Genomic DNA, 15,559 nt, shown 5'->3' on the forward strand with positions numbered 1-15,559 from the left:
TATTTATGAATGTCTGAATGATGCCCATCTGAAACATAAAAAAGAACTGGATTCCTTGCTGACTCTACGATTTCAGAAGTTTAATAAATCTCAGATTATGAACGTCTAAAGTATAATTGATTCTCAATCTGTCTAACTACCGTGAGTGCCGAATAGCTGACTCCGGCAGTGCCTTCTCCCGGATGGGTGGAATCTCCTACTAACCAAAGATGGGGGATCGGAGTGCGCGTCGCTACGCCAAAAGGGCCAAAAGTGGACAGTCTTTGACCAATACCGCCGACAATGCCCTGATTTCGCCCCGTAAACCGTTCAAAAGTGCGAGGAGTAGCTGATTCGATGTGAACGATGTGATCAGGACTAAGATGGAAATAATTACCGAGACGCTCGATCGCCTCTTGGGTGTATGCTGCTTTTAATTGCTGATAATTATCTTCTCCTTTTTGCCACCAAAGACTGGTATCGGTGAAGGAAGAAGCAATAATCGTCGCTTTTCCCACTGGAGCGCGGCCATCTCCTTCTTTACTCACGGAAACAAACAAAGAGTTATTTTCGCCGATTATGCCATCGTAATCGTAGAGGAATTGCAAATGGGGAGGACAATCGGGGGGAATAGCAGCGCGATCGACTCCTAAGTAAACCACAAAAGCAGCGGATGCGGGGGGAAGTTTTTCGATTCTCCGGTGATAAAGACTGGGAATGGCTTCGCGATCGATTAATTGTGGTAAATTTTGGATCGGGATATTAGCGACAATCTCATCGGCCATTTCTGGATATATTTGACCATTTTTTTGATTTCTGACGATAATTCCCTGGGCTTTTCCCTTTTCTGTCAGTATTTTTTCTACTGTGTGGCGCATTTGCAATTTACCGCCGTATTTTTCCAAAGCTGTTACTAGGCGATCGCTTAATACCTGCATACTACCCTGAAGGTGGGATAAACCTTGGGGAGACTGAGAAACTGCTAAAGCGGTGGCGGCATAAAGTAAAGCGGTTTCATCGGCAGTAACTTGGGAATAAAGCTTTAACTGGAGATCAAGGAAGGTTTTTAGGCGTTTATCCCTCTCTAAGCCGTATAATCGCAGAGCATCCCCCACAGTCATCAAAGTAAAGGGGAAGGTAATGGCAGTATCTACACGCAAAGCGGCGATTAATTGCCCTAAATCCCACCAGTTGCGCGGGGGTAAAACTGGATCGCGACTTTGAAAACGCCAACTTGCTTGAAAGAGTTTTTGTAATAATTGCCAAAAAGGTTCGCTGCCCGGAAATTGTTTTTGTCTTTCCTCTTGCCACTTTTGCCGATCGCGCCAGACATTAATCGGATTGGTTTCCCCCGGCAGAAAAACGGCACAGGCGGGATCGCAGGGGACAGAATCGGGTAAATCTATCCCTAATTCGGCAAAAATGCGCTGATGAATGCCCCCTACTTCTAATCCTGCCACTTGAGTTGCCCCCACGTCAAAAGTAAAACCCCGACGGGAAAAAGTCGAGGCACAACCCCCGGGGACAAGCGCCTGATCATATACTGTGACTTGATAACCTCGACGCGCCAATAATGCCGCCGCCGTTAGTCCGCCAATCCCTGCACCAATAACGGTAATTCGCGTCATTTTCTTAACAATTATGGCTCTTCTAGAGTAGTTATGATATGTTAGCAGAAAATAATCGACGCAAGCCTTGCCAAGTAAGGCTCACCAGAATTCAAAAAAGCAATTTTAATAAAAAAAGCTTTTTGCTTTGTTGGATTCCAGGCTATTTAAGGGTTTAGGCTCATTTAAACTACTAATTAAGGAAACTCTATGAACCAAGAATCCCTCGCTTTTAAGGACGGGAGTGTCAATACCTTAGTGATTTGTACTGGTTTTCATGATTCTAGATTGACGGAGGATTTTTTAGGACATCTGGGGAGCAAATCGGTCAAATTACGCTCCTATATTATTATTTCTCCTTTTTCTTGCTTAAATGAAGCTTTTTTACCCGGAGAAGACCTAACCTTGATTGGGTTTAGTGCGGGGGTGGTAAATGCGATCGCTTTAGCCTATTATTGGCAAGCTCAAGGGGTGAAAATTCGAGCTTTAATGGCTCTGGACGGGTGGGGAGTGCCATTAATCGGTAATTTTCCTATTTATCGCCTTAGTCATGATTATTTTACCCATTGGAGTTCCTGTTTATTGGGTAGCGGTGGAGAAAATTTTTATGCGGATCCCCCTGTAGATCATCTTAGCCTCTGGTCGTCCCCCGATCGAGTGACCGGTTGGTCTGTCAATGGTAATTTTGTCCAACGCACCACAGCGTTAACTTTTTTATCTAAAATCGGTTAGGCAAGAATGAATTAAGTATAATTGGCCAGTCGCCTCCCTATCTTTCCTATTTCTTTACCGCTGCCGACTAATGAGTACACCAGTTCTGAGTTCTTCGATTCTCTTGGTGGGAATTGAGGAGAATATCGCTAAACTAGCTAGTGCGAACTTGCAAGAAGCAGGTTATCGTCCCCTGATTGTGCCTAGCATTGATAGCGCTTTCCCAGAAGTGGAAAGTTGGCAGCCAGCGATGATTATACTCGATCGCCTCCTCGCGGCGGAGGCCGGTGTAAAGTTTTGTCGTCGTTTACGTTCCCAGGGAAGTCGCGTTTATATTATTTTATTAGTATCTCAAGAAACTCTAGAAGAACGTCTCGCCTGTTTGGAAGCGGGAGCCGACGATTATTTTCTCAAACCCTATAATTCGCAATCTTTCCTCAAATTAATCCGTTTTTACCTGCAACCGATGGAAACTATCCCCGAACAATTGCGCTTCGGTGACTTAGTATTGGATTTAGCCACTCGTCGTCTCTCCTATAAGAACAAAAATATTGAGTTGACGATGAAGGAATTTGAACTGCTCCGCTACCTGATGATTCACCCGAAAGAAGTATTATCAAGGGATCAAATTCTCGAAAATGTCTGGGGAGATGAATTTCAAGGAGAATCAAACGTTATTGAGGTATATATTCGCTATTTACGCCTGAAAATGGAAGCTGGTGGTCAAAAACGCCTCATTCATACCGTGCGCGGTGTCGGCTACGTTTTACGCGAATCTTAACAGGAGATAGGAGCCGGTCGTCGGTCGTCAGGAGATTATTTTTATTTATTTTCCCCACACCCTACACCCCACACCCCACACCCCACACCCTACACCCTACACCCTACACCCCACACCCTACACCCCACACCCCACACCCTACACCCTACACCCCACACCCCACCACCCTAGTCAAGCTCTGCTATTCGATCTGGATAGAGGTGGGGGAATCGATGGGAGGGGTGGAACTCCCCGGGGTAATAGTTTGACGGTATTGACTATAAAGACGATCACGCCAGACAAAAAAGCCCTCGTAGGCGCTATTATCAGCTAACCCTGGAATCCCCTTGCCTTGCAATTCCGGGGGTAAGTTGAGATAGGAACCCTGGGGAAACTGAAGCAGTACACTTAATCCCGCCACAGCTAAATCGGCTAAAGTGGGCTGATCCCCGACTAAATAGGGACGATTGGCTAAAATGAGGTTTAAAGCCTCTAAGTCCTGTTGTAGCCCTTTTTTAGCCGTATTGATAGCATCTTTTCCCAGACCTACACCCGTCCCAAAAATATCAATTAATTCCCCCGGCAAGGAACCCAGCAACAAGCGCATAAAATCGGGAGTTTCCCGGGGTAAAAAGGCGGTACGAAAGTTTTGATTTTGGGCAAAAGCGCCGAGAAAAGCGGTTCTTCCTTTTAATCCCAGGGATTCATCGGCCCATTCTTCGATTAATAAACATTGACCCCGTTGGAGGGGATCTGTAGGGATAATTGGTTTTTCAGGATACTTGCGATCGAGATAAAAAGCAATCTCCGTCGAGTCAGCGATATAAGTGTCACCATCCTTGAGGACCGGGACCTGGCGCTGTCCGGAAAGACGGAATAATTCCAATTGTCCCACCCCTGGCACCACGTCCCTTTTTTTATAGGCAAGACCTTTATAGTCGAGGATGAGACGGACTTTCTCACAATAGGCAGATAATTCAAATTGGTAGAGTTCTAGCATAGGATAATATAGCCTCTCGATAAATCAGTTTCTCCCTGATTACTCTAACCCTATCGGGCATCAATCGCCTAAACCTAAAGACTTTACTCCGATTTTACTCAAACATTTGTGGTTCTTCGGTTTGTGTTATGCAATGGACGGGGGTTATAAGAGATGAAACCCTTATAGAAACAGACATTACCCCAACTTTTGTCAATTGTTTTTTATCTAGAGCGAACTCATCAATTAAGTCTCTTGCCAGATAAGGATTTAGTCGATTTATGCCCCCCTATCGAACCATACCAAGTAACGAAGAAGCAGATGTTTTAAATTCATACCACACCCAGGAGTTTGAATGGTCTAATTGTAGTCGCTCAAATTCAATCTGTAAACTTTTAGAGGGAGGAAATTAAGAATTCTGCTACATTAATGAATATTCTAGACGAGAGACAAAAAAATGACCCTCGATCGAGTGATCGTCGGTTGGCGAGAATGGCTCGATTTACCTGATTTAGGCATTACCAAAATAAAGGCCAAGATTGATACAGGCGCTCGCTCCTCGGCCTTACACGCTTTTGATCTGCATCCTTTTCGAGATGGCGATCGCAATTGGCTGCGCTTTCAAGTTCATCCCTACCAAAAAGATAGTCACCACACTGTCACCACCACCGCAGAAATCCTCGAATGGCGACAGGTAAAAAATTCCGGTGGTCAAAGTCAACTACGTCCCGTTATCAGAACAAGTGTATTACTTGGCGGTCGTCAATGGCTGATCGAATTAACCTTGACTAATCGCGATGTCATGGGTTTTCGGATGTTATTAGGACGAGAGGCCCTGAAAAAAGGCTTTCTTGTCCATCCGAATAGGTCTTTTTTACTGAGTTAAGTTATATTTAAAGCCGTGGCTCTCCCAGGTTTGGTGGGTAAAATGTATTCTAAGATACATTACTCAAGAGCGAGGGAGTGGAGCGAACCACAAAGACACAAAGGACACAAAGATCGATCCTATGTAAGTTAAACTTATCACACAGAACCTAGAAGAGCCAAGCCGTCAGTTTTGCATCAGTTATCAGTTATCAGTTATCAGATGTGAGTTTTTAGTTCACTGTTTTCTGTTTACTGTTTACTAAAAAGGCTCCACTACTTCCCGATCTCCTATACCTTTTAAACAAGATTTAGTATTAGATGCCCATAATATTGATTCTCTCTCAGATTCTTGAGGAATGCCTCTCGACATTCTTAATAATTTCAGGTGTATTATTATCTATCTAAATTCTTGGAGCTTGTTGCTGTATGATTGTGATGACTGCCCCCGCTTTTCATCTGAACTATGCCTATTCCCGATTTTCAATCGATTATGTTGCCTCTATTAAAAATACTTGCAGATGGCAAAGTTTATAAATATCGAGAAATTTTTGAAGCCTTGGTCAGAGAGTTTCTAGTCACGGAAGCGGAAAGAAAAGAAATGCTTCCCAGTGGACAACAAGAAATTTTTTCTAATCGAGTCGGTTGGGCAAAAACCTATTTAAAGAAAGCGGGATTAATTGAGTCACCCCAAAGGGCAACTTTTGTAATTTCTGAGAAAGGAAAAGAAATCTTATCTCAAAATCTAGACCATATCGATACAAAATTTCTCAGGCAATTTCCTGAGTTTCAAGAATTTACTAGAGTCAATAAGCAAAATGAAACTATTACTCTTGAAAGCAATTTATCAACTTCTGATCAAGAACAAAATCCCGAGGAATTACTAGAAAACTCCTATCAAGAAATTCGTCAAGCATTAGCAACAGACTTACTTTTTATTCTGCGAAAATTATCCCCAGATGCGTTTGAAAAATTAGTAGTAGAATTACTGGTAAAAATGGGTTATGGTGGCTCGATTAGAGATGCTGGTAAAGCGGTAGGTAAGAGCGGTGATCAAGGGATTGATGGGATAATAAAAGAAGATAGACTCGGTTTAGATATAATCTATATTCAAGCCAAAAGATGGGCTGATAATAATGCCGTTGGTCGTCCAGAAATCCAGAAATTTGTCGGAGCATTAGCGGGACAAGGAGCCAAAAAAGGTATTTTTATCACCACTTCCTATTTTACCCAAGAGGCTTTAGAATATGCCCCCAGAAATGAGATAAAAATAGTGCTGATTGATGGGGAAGAATTAGGTCAATTGATGATTGATTATAACTTAGGTGTATCGACAAAAGAAATCTATGAAATCAAGAGAATTGATCATGATTATTTTGGAGATGAATGAGAGAGAGAGGAGGACAAGGGTTACAGAAAACGGCCATGGCGTTAAAATAGATGGAAAAAACAGAGGATAAAAACTATGGACGGTATGACCTTTTTTCAGAAAAGTGCGGGACAGTGGAAATCTCAGCGCACCACCCATCATTTACCCTTTCGACGCTCAGAAACTGGCGATTCCGAGATTTATGTGGAAGCTTTAAACGCCGATAACCCGAAAATTATCGCTATCTGTGAAATGCACGAAGTCGATCCCGCTAAGACTGTGGGGGGTGCCTTTGTCAGTTGGGATGGTTCGATGCAGTGGGACAAAGAAGACGAAAATCATCAAGGAACCACCGTTTTTGCGCTAATTCCCGATGAAGATAATCCCCAAGCGGGTGTTCTCCTGCGGGAGCGCGGTTATGCGGAAATCGTTCCCGTGGCGGGCCGTTATCACATTGATGAACAGGAAGGTTTAGTCTTAATTACAGAATACGAAACTATGACCTCGATCGAGCGTTTTTGGTTTGCCGATGCCGATTTACGTCTCCGCACCAGCACAGTTCAACGTTTTGGCGGTTTTAATACGGCCACTTTTTGTGCTGAATCCCGCAATCAGTCATCGGAGTCAGTCTCTAGTGATTCCCCCGAACCATCATCCTATTCGATTAGTGGCTGGTAAATTCAGTTATCAGTTATCAGTTATCAGTTATCAGTTATCAGTCGAACGCTTTTTTCTCCCCTCTCCCTGCTCCGGCGCTCCCCAACACCCTGGATGGTAAGCAAGTTTTCTTAACAATTGTAAGAATTTTTAATATTTCTTTTCTAGTTGGCACCTACTCCCTTATCATTAGGAGGAAAGTTTTTTAAGCATTTCTAAGGATACGGAGGTTTACCCTTGGCCATTCCTCTTTTAAATTACGCCCCCAAGTCCCAAAACGTGCGGGTAGCTGGTTATGATGTCGGTGGAGACGAAAAACCGAAAGTTTACACGACAGAAAATGTCCTCTCCCCTACCGACCTGGACGATTTAATCGAAGCCGCTTACCGTCAGATTTTCTTCCATGCCTTCAAATGGGATCGGGAACCCTTCCTCGAATCCCAATTACGCAATGGACAATTATCGGTGCGGGATTTCATTCGTGGTTTACTGTTATCGAAAACCTTCTATAACAGCTTCTACGAGAAAAACAGCAACTATCGCTTTGTCGAACAGGTAGTACAAAGAGTTCTCGGTCGCGATGTCTATAGCGAAAGAGAAAAAATTGCTTGGTCGATTGTCGTTGCCACCAAAGGGATTCAAGGTTTTGTCGATCAACTTCTCAACAGTGACGAGTATCTGCAAAGCTTTGGTTATGATACCGTTCCCTACCAACGTCGTCGCACCCTAGCCAGCCGCGAAATTGGTGAACGTCCATTCAACATCACCTCGCCTCGCTACGATGGCTACTATCGTGGTATTTTGGGCTTCCCTCAAATCGTTTGGCAGAATGCTGTACGTCGCTATGTTCCCCAAGAGCAAAAACCCAAAGCCGGCGATCCTTCCAGCTTCTTGGCCATGGCCCGGGGTCTCGGTAGCGCCAAAGGCAATCCTGTACCAAGAGTCTCCGCTATGAATATTAACATCGAGGCTTCTGTACCCCGTCGTTAATTTTTAGCTAAATCTGCTGGGGAGAGTCCCTAATTGGCAGAATGACCCCCGAACCATAATCAGGTTATTCTGTGAATTGGTGGCTCTCCCTATGGGGTGGCTCCTGAGATAATCCCCCCACCGAGAACGATTTCCCCTTCATAAATCACGGCTGCCTGGCCCGGAGTGATACTAAATTGTGGTTCATCAAAAACCAGTTTCACTTGATTATTTTCTAGGGGAATAACATTGACGGGAACGGCCGGAGAACGATAACGTACCTGTACTTGCGCGCGGATAGGGGTGGTGGGTTCAGCAATAGAAACCCAGTTCATCCGTCCGACAAGACAAGCGGCACTAACGGCACTTTCGCGATTACCGACGATAACCCGATTCATGACGGGATCCAGTTTGACCACATAGAGAGGTTCGGCGGCGGCGATGCCGATGCCTTTGCGTTGTCCGATCGTATAATGATGGATACCGCTATGTTTACCCAAAACTTTGCCATCGAGATCGACGATATCGCCCTCACTAACAGCGATATACTTATCCAAGAACGATCGCATCGTTCCGTGAGCTTCAATCAAGCATAAATCCTGACTATCGGGTTTATCTGCTGTTTTTAAGCCGAATTCCTGGGCAATCCTGCGGGTTTCTGCCTTGGTTTGTTCGCCCAAGGGAAATAAAGTCCCACGCAGTACATCTTGAGTTAGATCATAGAGAAAATAGGATTGATCTTTATTTTGATCGACGGCGCGCAGCAGTTGATAACAGTTATTTTCAGGAGAAAAACGAATTCTAGCGTAGTGACCAGTGGCAATAGTGTCCGTTTGCAAGGTTTCCCTAGCATAATGCAGCATCGGCCCAAATTTTACCGCTTTATTGCACTGAGAACAGGGCAGCGGTGTGATTCCCGCTTCGTAACCGGAAACTAGATAATCAATAATTTCTTTTTGGAAAAGCTCGCGACTATCGACGATATGATGGGGAACCCCCAACTGCTCACAAATAAAGGCCGCATCTACCATTCCCTCGGAGCAGCATTGACCTTTACCCTTCATTAACCACAGGGTCAAGCCAATAACATCATAACCTTGAGCGTGTAAGGCGGCAGCGGCAACAGAGCTATCTACTCCCCCTGATAGACCGACAACAACTTTTCCCATAAATCTTGTAATGATTTTTAACCAATATACTTTCTAGACTAGCATCTCCTACTTTAAAATTTGGACATGGTGTACCCAAATTTCGTGTGAGGACAAACCAGCATGATGAGAACAAACCTACTGTTTTTCTCGGCTCTATTTTGGTTAAAAGTCGGGATAATCGCTCAAGGAACGCTGCTGCTAAAAGCAAACTTATCTTTTGCCCAGAATCTTTATCCCGGTCGTCGTTTGCCCCCACCGCCGGCGGTGAGACAACCAACTAAACGTTCAGACAGTCCCAGTGCTGTTAATTGTTCCCAATGTTCACCCTTAAATTTACCCCTCGTTAATTCTCCATCAGTTCGCCCCCCGGTGGCGGACCCAGTTTCCGGTAATCAACCCCTGAGAGAATACGTTTTTCAAGCTCCCGCTACCGTGCGTCCTGCCGATGCTACGGTGGTTAATAATCATAATCGTCAAACTGTCAATCCACCAGCACCCAGACCGCAAAATCGCGCCAATAAACCCCCTTCTCCCCCACCACAGCAGCGGGTTATTGCCGCTAATCAACTCTTTCGGGTTGAAGTTCAGAGTAATAGTACAGAAGCGTTGGCAAAAATTCAAGAAATTGAACCCCTCGCATTTATCCGCGCGGGAGAAAATGTTATTCAAGTGGGGTTATTTCAGCAACAATACCAAGCTAAACAACGGGTACAAGATTTAACTAAACAGGGTTTTAGCGCTCAGATTATTACCCTCAATAATTAGGGTATGCTGAAAAAGTCTGTTGGTGGGGTGTAGGGTGTGGGGTGTAGGGTGTGGGGTGTAGGGTTTTATTCCCCCCCGTTCACTCCAATGGCTGACACTTTTTGATATCAAAAAAGTCTAAAATTTTTATCCAACAAGGTTTTTAGATTTATTCAGCAAACCCTAATTATGCAATAATTCTCTAGAATTTTAGCTAATCTCGATCGAATCTCTTGCCTCTTGCCTATCCTAACCAAAAAGTTAATTTTACCCTATTAAGTAGTCGGACATAAATTCTGTTGTCTATCTTAAGAAATGTAAATTGCCGCAATTCTTACTGACGACCGGCTCCTGACAACCGGCTACTGACTCCTTACCCCACAGTTAACTTTACTTTTGTCCAACTACTTACCTAGCACATAGAGTTAATTTTGTCAAGCAAAATTCTGACCGCATCGATGATCACATCCGGTTGATCCATCCAGATAAAATGACCACTTTTATCTGCTTGTATTTGCAGAAAATCTCCGGATAACTTGCCTAATTCCAGGTGCATCTCCTCCCGGAGTCGGTTGGCACTTTTGAGGGGAATAAACCGAGTCCAAAGGGAAGGTTTAAAAAAAGAATTAGCTTTAATACTAACTATCGGTAAATTACCGAAATTTTTAGCCTCACTCACCTGACGAGCGCTTTGGTCGAGATTAAGCATTTCTCTACTCATCGTCATCCAGTGTTTAGCGCGACAGAAAGAACGCTTAACTCGATCACAATAATCCGGGGAAAAGCGACGCAATTCTGGTTTTAATAATTCAAAAACTCCTAGAACTCTCAAAACTCGGATAATGCCTAAAATTGAGCCAATAATCGACATCAAAAATCCAGAGATGAAAAATAATTTTAATGCCTTTAATGCTGGCGACATTTTCAGCATTCCTTTGTCGTGTAAACCATCGGTGAGTACCAAACCTACTACTTTTTCTGGGAACAGATGAGCATACAGTCGAACATTATAACTGCCAAAAGAATCACCAACTAAAATATAAGGTGGTTCTATTTTTGCTTGGGTTAGTAATTGATCTAATTCCTGAACAATTTGGTAGCTAGTTCGGGGATATGGACTAGGATCGCTCCAACCATAACCCGCTCGATCATAAATACAAACCCTAGCTAATTGTGACAATTCTTCTATCAAAAAATATCCCTCAATTCCCCCTAAACTATGGTCAACAATAATAGTGGGACTAGCTACTCCTGCTAGACAAAAATGCAGGCGATATTTACCCAGATTAATCAAATTACCCGGCGGTGCTTTTTGTTCTTCTAACCAAACAGATAACGTCTGATAAACTGTCGTCGCTACTAGGAGAATTACTCGAATTGATAAAGACATAACTAGACCTCTTGTAAAAATAAAAAATCTTCCTTTAGGTGAGGAGTATCCGAGCCAGTAGCCGGTCGTCAGGAGAATTAAGAATGAGCATTAATCAATTAAATGCTCTATTTAGGGATTTTATGCAATTTTATGTCTATTTTTCTCATTTTTGCACTCTCAAAAATTAATTATGCAAGAACTCTAATCATCAATTAAATGGTCGATTTAATGGTGAGCAGCGGCAATGATACTAAATCCGTTTATTAAAGACTGATTATCTATACCCCCTCTCTTGCCTCTTGCATGAGTGCCTGTCCTTATAAGTAGCCTATACTCAACGGATTTAGCTGTGATTAAAAGAGAGCGCCAGTATTGCAGCCAAAATATAATACAAACGAACGCTTGACACCGTGATTTTGAGACAAGTATTTCTAGTCAATTGAGCATAAATACTTAAAATACCCTCGAATGCGAGCTGCTACGCAGTGCCTTCGGCATCGCGTTAACCGAAGAAAAAGCGCTTAATAAGTTGTTAAATTTCGGGAACAACATTAGCAGTATGCTGAAAATTGGCGAAAACTATTAAGATCATAGACCGAGTTTAATCTTATGCTAGAGAAAATACTATACGCTGATTCCGGCACAGGTCAAACCCAAGAAATGCTACAAGCATTGATGGATCTCCCCGCTATCCGGAAAGCGTCGATTACCATTCTCCGGGTTGTTCCCCCTCAGATTACCACCGAAGCTCTGGCCAGTAAATGGGAAGAAGGGACCCAAATGCTGACTAAAATCCTGCAAGAAGTCAAAATTGAACCGAGCAAAGTTTCCACGATTCTGCGTCAAGGAGATCCCAAAGATACCGTCTGTCAAGTTGCCGACGAAATCGGTGCCGATTTGATCCTGATGGGTTCCCGAGGACTAAAGCGACTGGAGGCAATTCTAGAAAATTCCGTCAGTCAATACGTCTTTCAACTGACTAATCACCCGATGTTATTGGTAAAAGACGATATTTACGTCAAAAAAATCAAAAAGGTGATGGTAGCTCTCGATAAGTCTAGCTCGGCTGATTTAGCTCTCGATCTGGCTATTTATCTCCTGCGGGATTATCCTTCAGCAGAGTTAATTCTGGCCCGCGTCAACCCCGACTTAAAACCGGAATTTGCCCCCACTTCCCCCAAAGAAATGGAAGAAAACCCGATTATAGGGCCGGCAGTGGCAAAAGCGAAACGGATGAATATACCCTATCGCTGCGTGGTGACGGGGGGTAAACCGGGAGAACAACTCTGTAAACTCGTCGATGATTATAATGTCGATCTCTTACTGTTGGGTTCGCCCGATCGCCGTCCTTCCGTGGCTAAGAGTTTACCAGATCTCGATCGCCTTCTCGGTACTTCCCTTTCGGATTATGTGCGGGTTAATGTCAATTGTCCCGTCCTTTTAGCCAGAAAAGAAGGGATTTAGCCCCTATTGGGTGTAGGCAGGTAAGTCTTGACTCATTTGATTTAAGTTGCTGGCAATGGCTTTCATCGTCATAAAAGCCGAGCTAAAGGCGATTAGCTCATTTAAGGGATAACTTCGACTCTTTCTTGGATGAGCAATCCTAACTTTGGTGGGTTGAGAATGACCTGGGCAGCGATCGCGGTCTGTTGTGCGATCGCTAAAATCATCAGCCATTTTTACTTTTTTGGTGAGGACGGTGGGCAGACGTTTGGAGCGTTTTTCCCGTAAATATGTACCGATATTTTCCAGTTCAATTTTAAGAACTTCCCGATAAAGGAAGAGGATGGCGTTGAGGGCTTGGTTCTGGGTGGCGGCGGCAACGTTTTTATCAACGGCAAGATGGCTCAAAAAGGACTTGATCTCTTCTTCCCCCATTTCGCGGGGATGTTTTTTCTGATGGAAGAGCAGATAACGCTTAATCCAGTCCAGATATGTTTGTTCGGTGCGGTAGGAGTAATGCGGTAGGGCGGATCGTCTCTCGCACTACCTCCAGGAGTTTTCGGGGTGGGGGAGGGTTCATAACAGAGTATGCTAATCGGCATAACACGCTTATTGTAATATTATACGGAAAACTTCTCGCGATCACTCTATTTGAGCGTAATATACGGAAAGATTCTTTAAAAAGTGCGTATTTAGCGTGATATACGGAAAATTTCCGCATAATATATAGTTAGGCGTATTTTTGAAGGTATACGGAGAACTGATGCTAGCGAAGCTCAAAGCTAAGGGGTTTGAAGTCGTTGCCTTGCACCATGCTGAGGCAATCCTCAAGCACGACATGCCTGATGCTCTGCAAGAGATCGAGGACGTGCTTATCGATGCAAGCATCGATGCAATCGAACTGATCCGGGGTGGCGGCGGCGAGGGGGAGCTGACACAAAGGCTTCGTCGCAGCTTTTGCGACAAGGATTGGCTAAAACACAACTTCGAGATCAAGAAGACGGTTGACGGCGTTGAGAAGGAAAGCATTTCGCATGAGATTGATCATGTGAAAGCATTTTCAAACGGAACGTGCGCGCTAGAAATTGAGTGGAATAACAAAGATCCTTTTTTCGATCGAGATCTCGAGAATTACAAAAGGCTGCACGCTGACGGTGTTATCTCAGTTGGCGTCATTGTTACGAGAGGTCAAAGCCTGCATTCCGGCCTGAGAGAGATCGTAGAGAACTTCGCAATCTCAAACGGAGTTCTAAGAGTCGAGGACACCAGAGCGTTTTACAGCCCCACTGAGCGGCAAGTCAGTCTCATCGAAGCCGCAGCCCAAAGCAGAGGAAGCTTCGAGAAAGGTTGGGCGCATGTCTTCGTTTCTGATAAGTTTGGAGAGGCCACAACGCACTGGAGAAAGCTCGAGGATCGAGTCCACCGTGGCGTTGGAAATCCTTGTCCCTTGTTGCTGATTGGGCTCCCGAGAAGCATCGTTGTCGAATAGTTTTAGGAGTTGCCATGTCCAGCGCGTCTGATGATTTGCTTGAGTCTGTCGGGAAGCGAAAGTTCTCAACGATTTTGGCAGACCCCCCTTGGCAGTTTGCCAACCGGACCGGAAAAATGGCGCCGGAGCATAAGCGTCTCAGTCGCTACCCGACAATGACCCTCCAAGAGATAAAGGACTTGCCTGTTGAGGCGGTCGTAAACGATACAGCGCATCTTTATCTTTGGGTTCCTAATGCATTGCTGCCTGACGGGCTGGCCGTCATGAGTCACTGGGGATTTACTTATAAAAGCAATCTGATTTGGTACAAGGTCCGCAAAGACGGCGGGCCTGATCGTCGCGGCGTGGGGTTTTATTTCCGCAACGTCACAGAGATGATTCTTTTCGGAGTTCGGGGCAAAAATGCTCGCACACTAAGTCCGGGAAGGAGCCAAGAGAACATTATCTCGACGCAGAAGCGAGAGCACAGCAGGAAGCCCGACGAGCAGTGCGATCGCCGATCTTGTAGGGTGCGTTAATGCAATGTAACGCACCTTATCTAATGTTCAAAATCCGTGCGTTACGCTAACGCTAACACACGCTACTGGACTGTTTCAGCCTCGCCCGTAGGTTGGGTTGACGCAAGGAAACCCAACATCAATCAACTCATAACAGTGCGATGCCGAAGGCACTGCGTAGCAGCACGCGGATCTTGTAGGGTGCGTTAATGAAATGTAACGGTGCGATTCGTTTCTAGGGGAATAAATAGCCTAGAGTAGCCTGTAGGTTGAACTTCGGCCGTGAGCCTTTGCCGAACGGTTGACGCAAGGAAACCCAACCATATCAAGTTTGCTGTGAGGTTCCGCTGTTGCTACAATTTGATCCCACATCCATAATTCTATCAAGCTAAAATGGAGTGCTATCTAGAAGGAACTTATGATGAAATACAAAATTGTCCTTTATCGTTCTGAAGAAGGAATTACTGTTGGCGTTCCTGCGCTCCCCGGTTGTTGGTCTGAGGGAGATACTGAGGAAGAGGCATTAACCAATATCCAAGATGCAATTCGTGAGTATCTTGCAGCCTTAGAAGAACGCTTGCAAGATGGGGAAATTCGTGAAATTGAAATGCAGGTGTAACTATGCCTAGAATTCCTGGCGTAAATCACCTAGATGCAGTACGGGCTCTCCTGGTTTTCGTGTGTTAATTTTTGTTATAAATTAAAGCAAGCAAACAGCTTAAGTCGAAGATGTTCAAAATTGGTAAATCCATAACTCATTCTTTTAATAAGCTTGATTTTGGTATTCATTCCCTCAATTAATCCGTTGGTTGTATGATTTTCAAAGTAATTACAAATACCAGGCAAATGCTTCTGGATCATGCTGGCACTACTTTGATATAATATCCCGCCTATTCTTATCCATTTTTCCAATTTTCTCTCAGCACCTCTGAACGTTCTACAACTTTGATAAGTTTGTCTAATTTCTT

17 protein-coding genes and 1 pseudogene are annotated in these 15,559 nt (G+C 44.2%); 12 read left to right on the plus strand and 6 right to left on the minus strand.

Annotated features, from left to right (window positions below):
* A pseudogene (locus EWV60_RS08970) lies at positions 1-109 on the plus strand (IS630 family transposase); the annotation flags it as partial.
* On the opposite strand, the gene crtD reads toward EWV60_RS08970, so the two are convergent.
* Positions 96-1,607: a C-3',4' desaturase CrtD gene (gene crtD / locus EWV60_RS08975; protein ID WP_287231937.1), complete on the minus strand. Its 1,512-nt coding sequence runs from the start codon at positions 1,605-1,607 to the stop codon at positions 96-98. The pseudogene EWV60_RS08970 and the gene crtD overlap by 14 nt on opposite strands.
* Before the next feature lie 189 nt (positions 1,608-1,796).
* On the opposite strand from crtD, the gene EWV60_RS08980 reads away from it, so the two are divergent.
* Both EWV60_RS08980 and nblR read left to right on the plus strand, forming a co-directional pair.
* The gene (locus tag EWV60_RS08980; RefSeq protein ID WP_002736927.1) at positions 1,797-2,318 is read left to right on the plus strand and encodes a hypothetical protein; all 522 of its coding nucleotides are present in this window, start codon (positions 1,797-1,799) and stop codon (positions 2,316-2,318) included.
* 70 nt (positions 2,319-2,388) lie between these two features.
* Positions 2,389-3,078, plus strand: a complete 690-nt coding sequence (gene nblR, locus EWV60_RS08985; RefSeq protein WP_002744217.1) for a response regulator transcription factor NblR — start codon at positions 2,389-2,391, stop codon at positions 3,076-3,078.
* A 181-nt stretch (positions 3,079-3,259) separates the two neighbouring features.
* Here nblR and EWV60_RS08990 read toward each other — a convergent pair whose 3' ends face one another.
* On the minus strand, positions 3,260-4,057 hold the full coding sequence (locus EWV60_RS08990) for a glutathione S-transferase (protein WP_110580611.1): 798 nt from the start codon (positions 4,055-4,057) through the stop codon (positions 3,260-3,262).
* Between the two features lie 436 nt (positions 4,058-4,493).
* Here EWV60_RS08990 and EWV60_RS08995 point away from each other — a divergent pair, with 436 nt between their 5' ends.
* From EWV60_RS08995 to EWV60_RS09010, 4 genes are all read left to right on the plus strand, one after another.
* A complete protein-coding gene (locus EWV60_RS08995) occupies positions 4,494-4,922 on the plus strand; it encodes an ATP-dependent zinc protease family protein (RefSeq protein WP_287231941.1) in 429 nt (142 codons plus the stop codon).
* A gap of 444 nt (positions 4,923-5,366) precedes the next feature.
* Positions 5,367-6,290: a restriction endonuclease gene (locus tag EWV60_RS09000; protein ID WP_287231942.1), complete on the plus strand. Its 924-nt coding sequence runs from the start codon at positions 5,367-5,369 to the stop codon at positions 6,288-6,290.
* 75 nt (positions 6,291-6,365) lie between these two features.
* Positions 6,366-6,947, plus strand: a complete 582-nt coding sequence (locus tag EWV60_RS09005) for a phycobiliprotein lyase (RefSeq protein ID WP_287231944.1) — start codon at positions 6,366-6,368, stop codon at positions 6,945-6,947.
* 216 nt (positions 6,948-7,163) lie between these two features.
* Positions 7,164-7,916, plus strand: a complete 753-nt coding sequence (locus tag EWV60_RS09010; RefSeq protein ID WP_002744197.1) for a phycobilisome rod-core linker polypeptide — start codon at positions 7,164-7,166, stop codon at positions 7,914-7,916.
* Between the two features lie 89 nt (positions 7,917-8,005).
* On the opposite strand, the gene mnmA is transcribed toward EWV60_RS09010, so the two are convergent.
* Positions 8,006-9,064: a tRNA 2-thiouridine(34) synthase MnmA gene (gene mnmA, locus EWV60_RS09015; protein ID WP_287231946.1), complete on the minus strand. Its 1,059-nt coding sequence runs from the start codon at positions 9,062-9,064 to the stop codon at positions 8,006-8,008.
* A 102-nt stretch (positions 9,065-9,166) separates the two neighbouring features.
* Between mnmA and EWV60_RS09020 the strand changes: the two genes are divergently transcribed.
* A complete protein-coding gene (locus tag EWV60_RS09020) occupies positions 9,167-9,811 on the plus strand; it encodes a hypothetical protein (RefSeq protein ID WP_016515546.1) in 645 nt (214 codons plus the stop codon).
* Positions 9,812-10,202: 391 nt separating this feature from the next.
* Here the strand turns inward: EWV60_RS09020 and EWV60_RS09025 are convergent, their stop codons facing one another.
* Positions 10,203-11,180: an alpha/beta fold hydrolase gene (locus tag EWV60_RS09025; protein WP_287231949.1), complete on the minus strand. Its 978-nt coding sequence runs from the start codon at positions 11,178-11,180 to the stop codon at positions 10,203-10,205.
* 591 nt (positions 11,181-11,771) lie between these two features.
* On the opposite strand from EWV60_RS09025, the gene EWV60_RS09030 reads away from it, so the two are divergent.
* Complete coding sequence (locus EWV60_RS09030; protein ID WP_002803408.1) at positions 11,772-12,626, plus strand: universal stress protein; 855 nt, start codon at positions 11,772-11,774, stop codon at positions 12,624-12,626.
* Between the two features lie 3 nt (positions 12,627-12,629).
* Here the strand turns inward: EWV60_RS09030 and EWV60_RS09035 are convergent, their stop codons facing one another.
* Positions 12,630-13,094 (minus strand): site-specific integrase, encoded by a 465-nt coding sequence (locus EWV60_RS09035; RefSeq protein ID WP_353734387.1) that lies wholly within the window; start codon positions 13,092-13,094, stop codon positions 12,630-12,632.
* A gap of 274 nt (positions 13,095-13,368) precedes the next feature.
* On the opposite strand from EWV60_RS09035, the gene EWV60_RS09040 reads away from it, so the two are divergent.
* The 3 genes from EWV60_RS09040 (at position 13,369) to EWV60_RS09050 (ending at position 15,210) form a co-directional block, all read left to right on the plus strand.
* Positions 13,369-14,094 carry a BglII/BstYI family type II restriction endonuclease gene (locus EWV60_RS09040; protein WP_287231951.1) on the plus strand — a complete coding sequence of 242 codons (726 nt, stop codon included), beginning with the start codon at positions 13,369-13,371 and terminating at the stop codon, positions 14,092-14,094.
* A gap of 14 nt (positions 14,095-14,108) precedes the next feature.
* Positions 14,109-14,612, plus strand: a complete 504-nt coding sequence (locus EWV60_RS09045; protein ID WP_287231953.1) for an MT-A70 family methyltransferase — start codon at positions 14,109-14,111, stop codon at positions 14,610-14,612.
* A 400-nt stretch (positions 14,613-15,012) separates the two neighbouring features.
* Positions 15,013-15,210, plus strand: a complete 198-nt coding sequence (locus EWV60_RS09050) for a type II toxin-antitoxin system HicB family antitoxin (RefSeq protein ID WP_002738180.1) — start codon at positions 15,013-15,015, stop codon at positions 15,208-15,210.
* Positions 15,211-15,284: 74 nt separating this feature from the next.
* On the opposite strand, the gene EWV60_RS09055 is transcribed toward EWV60_RS09050, so the two are convergent.
* Positions 15,285-15,559: transposase (locus EWV60_RS09055; RefSeq protein ID WP_287231955.1), on the minus strand; the 275-nt coding region annotated here is incomplete at its 5' end.

This window comes from Microcystis sp. Msp_OC_L_20101000_S702, assembly GCF_007095705.1.
Taxonomy (GTDB): Bacteria; Cyanobacteriota; Cyanobacteriia; order Cyanobacteriales; family Microcystaceae; genus Microcystis; species Microcystis ichthyoblabe_A.

Bases quoted from the DNA above. Each gene is read 5' to 3' on its own strand.
- crtD (WP_287231937.1), bottom strand. From the start codon at position 1,607: ATGACGCGAATTACCGTTATTGGTGCAGGGATTGGCGGACTAACGGCG.
- EWV60_RS08980 (WP_002736927.1), top strand. From the start codon at position 1,797: ATGAACCAAGAATCCCTCGCTTTTAAGGACGGGAGTGTCAATACCTTA.
- nblR (WP_002744217.1), top strand. From the start codon at position 2,389: ATGAGTACACCAGTTCTGAGTTCTTCGATTCTCTTGGTGGGAATTGAG.
- EWV60_RS08990 (WP_110580611.1), bottom strand. From the start codon at position 4,057: ATGCTAGAACTCTACCAATTTGAATTATCTGCCTATTGTGAGAAAGTC.
- EWV60_RS08995 (WP_287231941.1), top strand. From the start codon at position 4,494: ATGACCCTCGATCGAGTGATCGTCGGTTGGCGAGAATGGCTCGATTTA.
- EWV60_RS09000 (WP_287231942.1), top strand. From the start codon at position 5,367: ATGCCTATTCCCGATTTTCAATCGATTATGTTGCCTCTATTAAAAATA.
- EWV60_RS09005 (WP_287231944.1), top strand. From the start codon at position 6,366: ATGGACGGTATGACCTTTTTTCAGAAAAGTGCGGGACAGTGGAAATCT.
- mnmA (WP_287231946.1), bottom strand. From the start codon at position 9,064: ATGGGAAAAGTTGTTGTCGGTCTATCAGGGGGAGTAGATAGCTCTGTT.
- EWV60_RS09020 (WP_016515546.1), top strand. From the start codon at position 9,167: ATGATGAGAACAAACCTACTGTTTTTCTCGGCTCTATTTTGGTTAAAA.
- EWV60_RS09025 (WP_287231949.1), bottom strand. From the start codon at position 11,180: ATGTCTTTATCAATTCGAGTAATTCTCCTAGTAGCGACGACAGTTTAT.
- EWV60_RS09030 (WP_002803408.1), top strand. From the start codon at position 11,772: ATGCTAGAGAAAATACTATACGCTGATTCCGGCACAGGTCAAACCCAA.
- EWV60_RS09040 (WP_287231951.1), top strand. From the start codon at position 13,369: ATGCTAGCGAAGCTCAAAGCTAAGGGGTTTGAAGTCGTTGCCTTGCAC.
- EWV60_RS09045 (WP_287231953.1), top strand. From the start codon at position 14,109: ATGTCCAGCGCGTCTGATGATTTGCTTGAGTCTGTCGGGAAGCGAAAG.
- EWV60_RS09050 (WP_002738180.1), top strand. From the start codon at position 15,013: ATGAAATACAAAATTGTCCTTTATCGTTCTGAAGAAGGAATTACTGTT.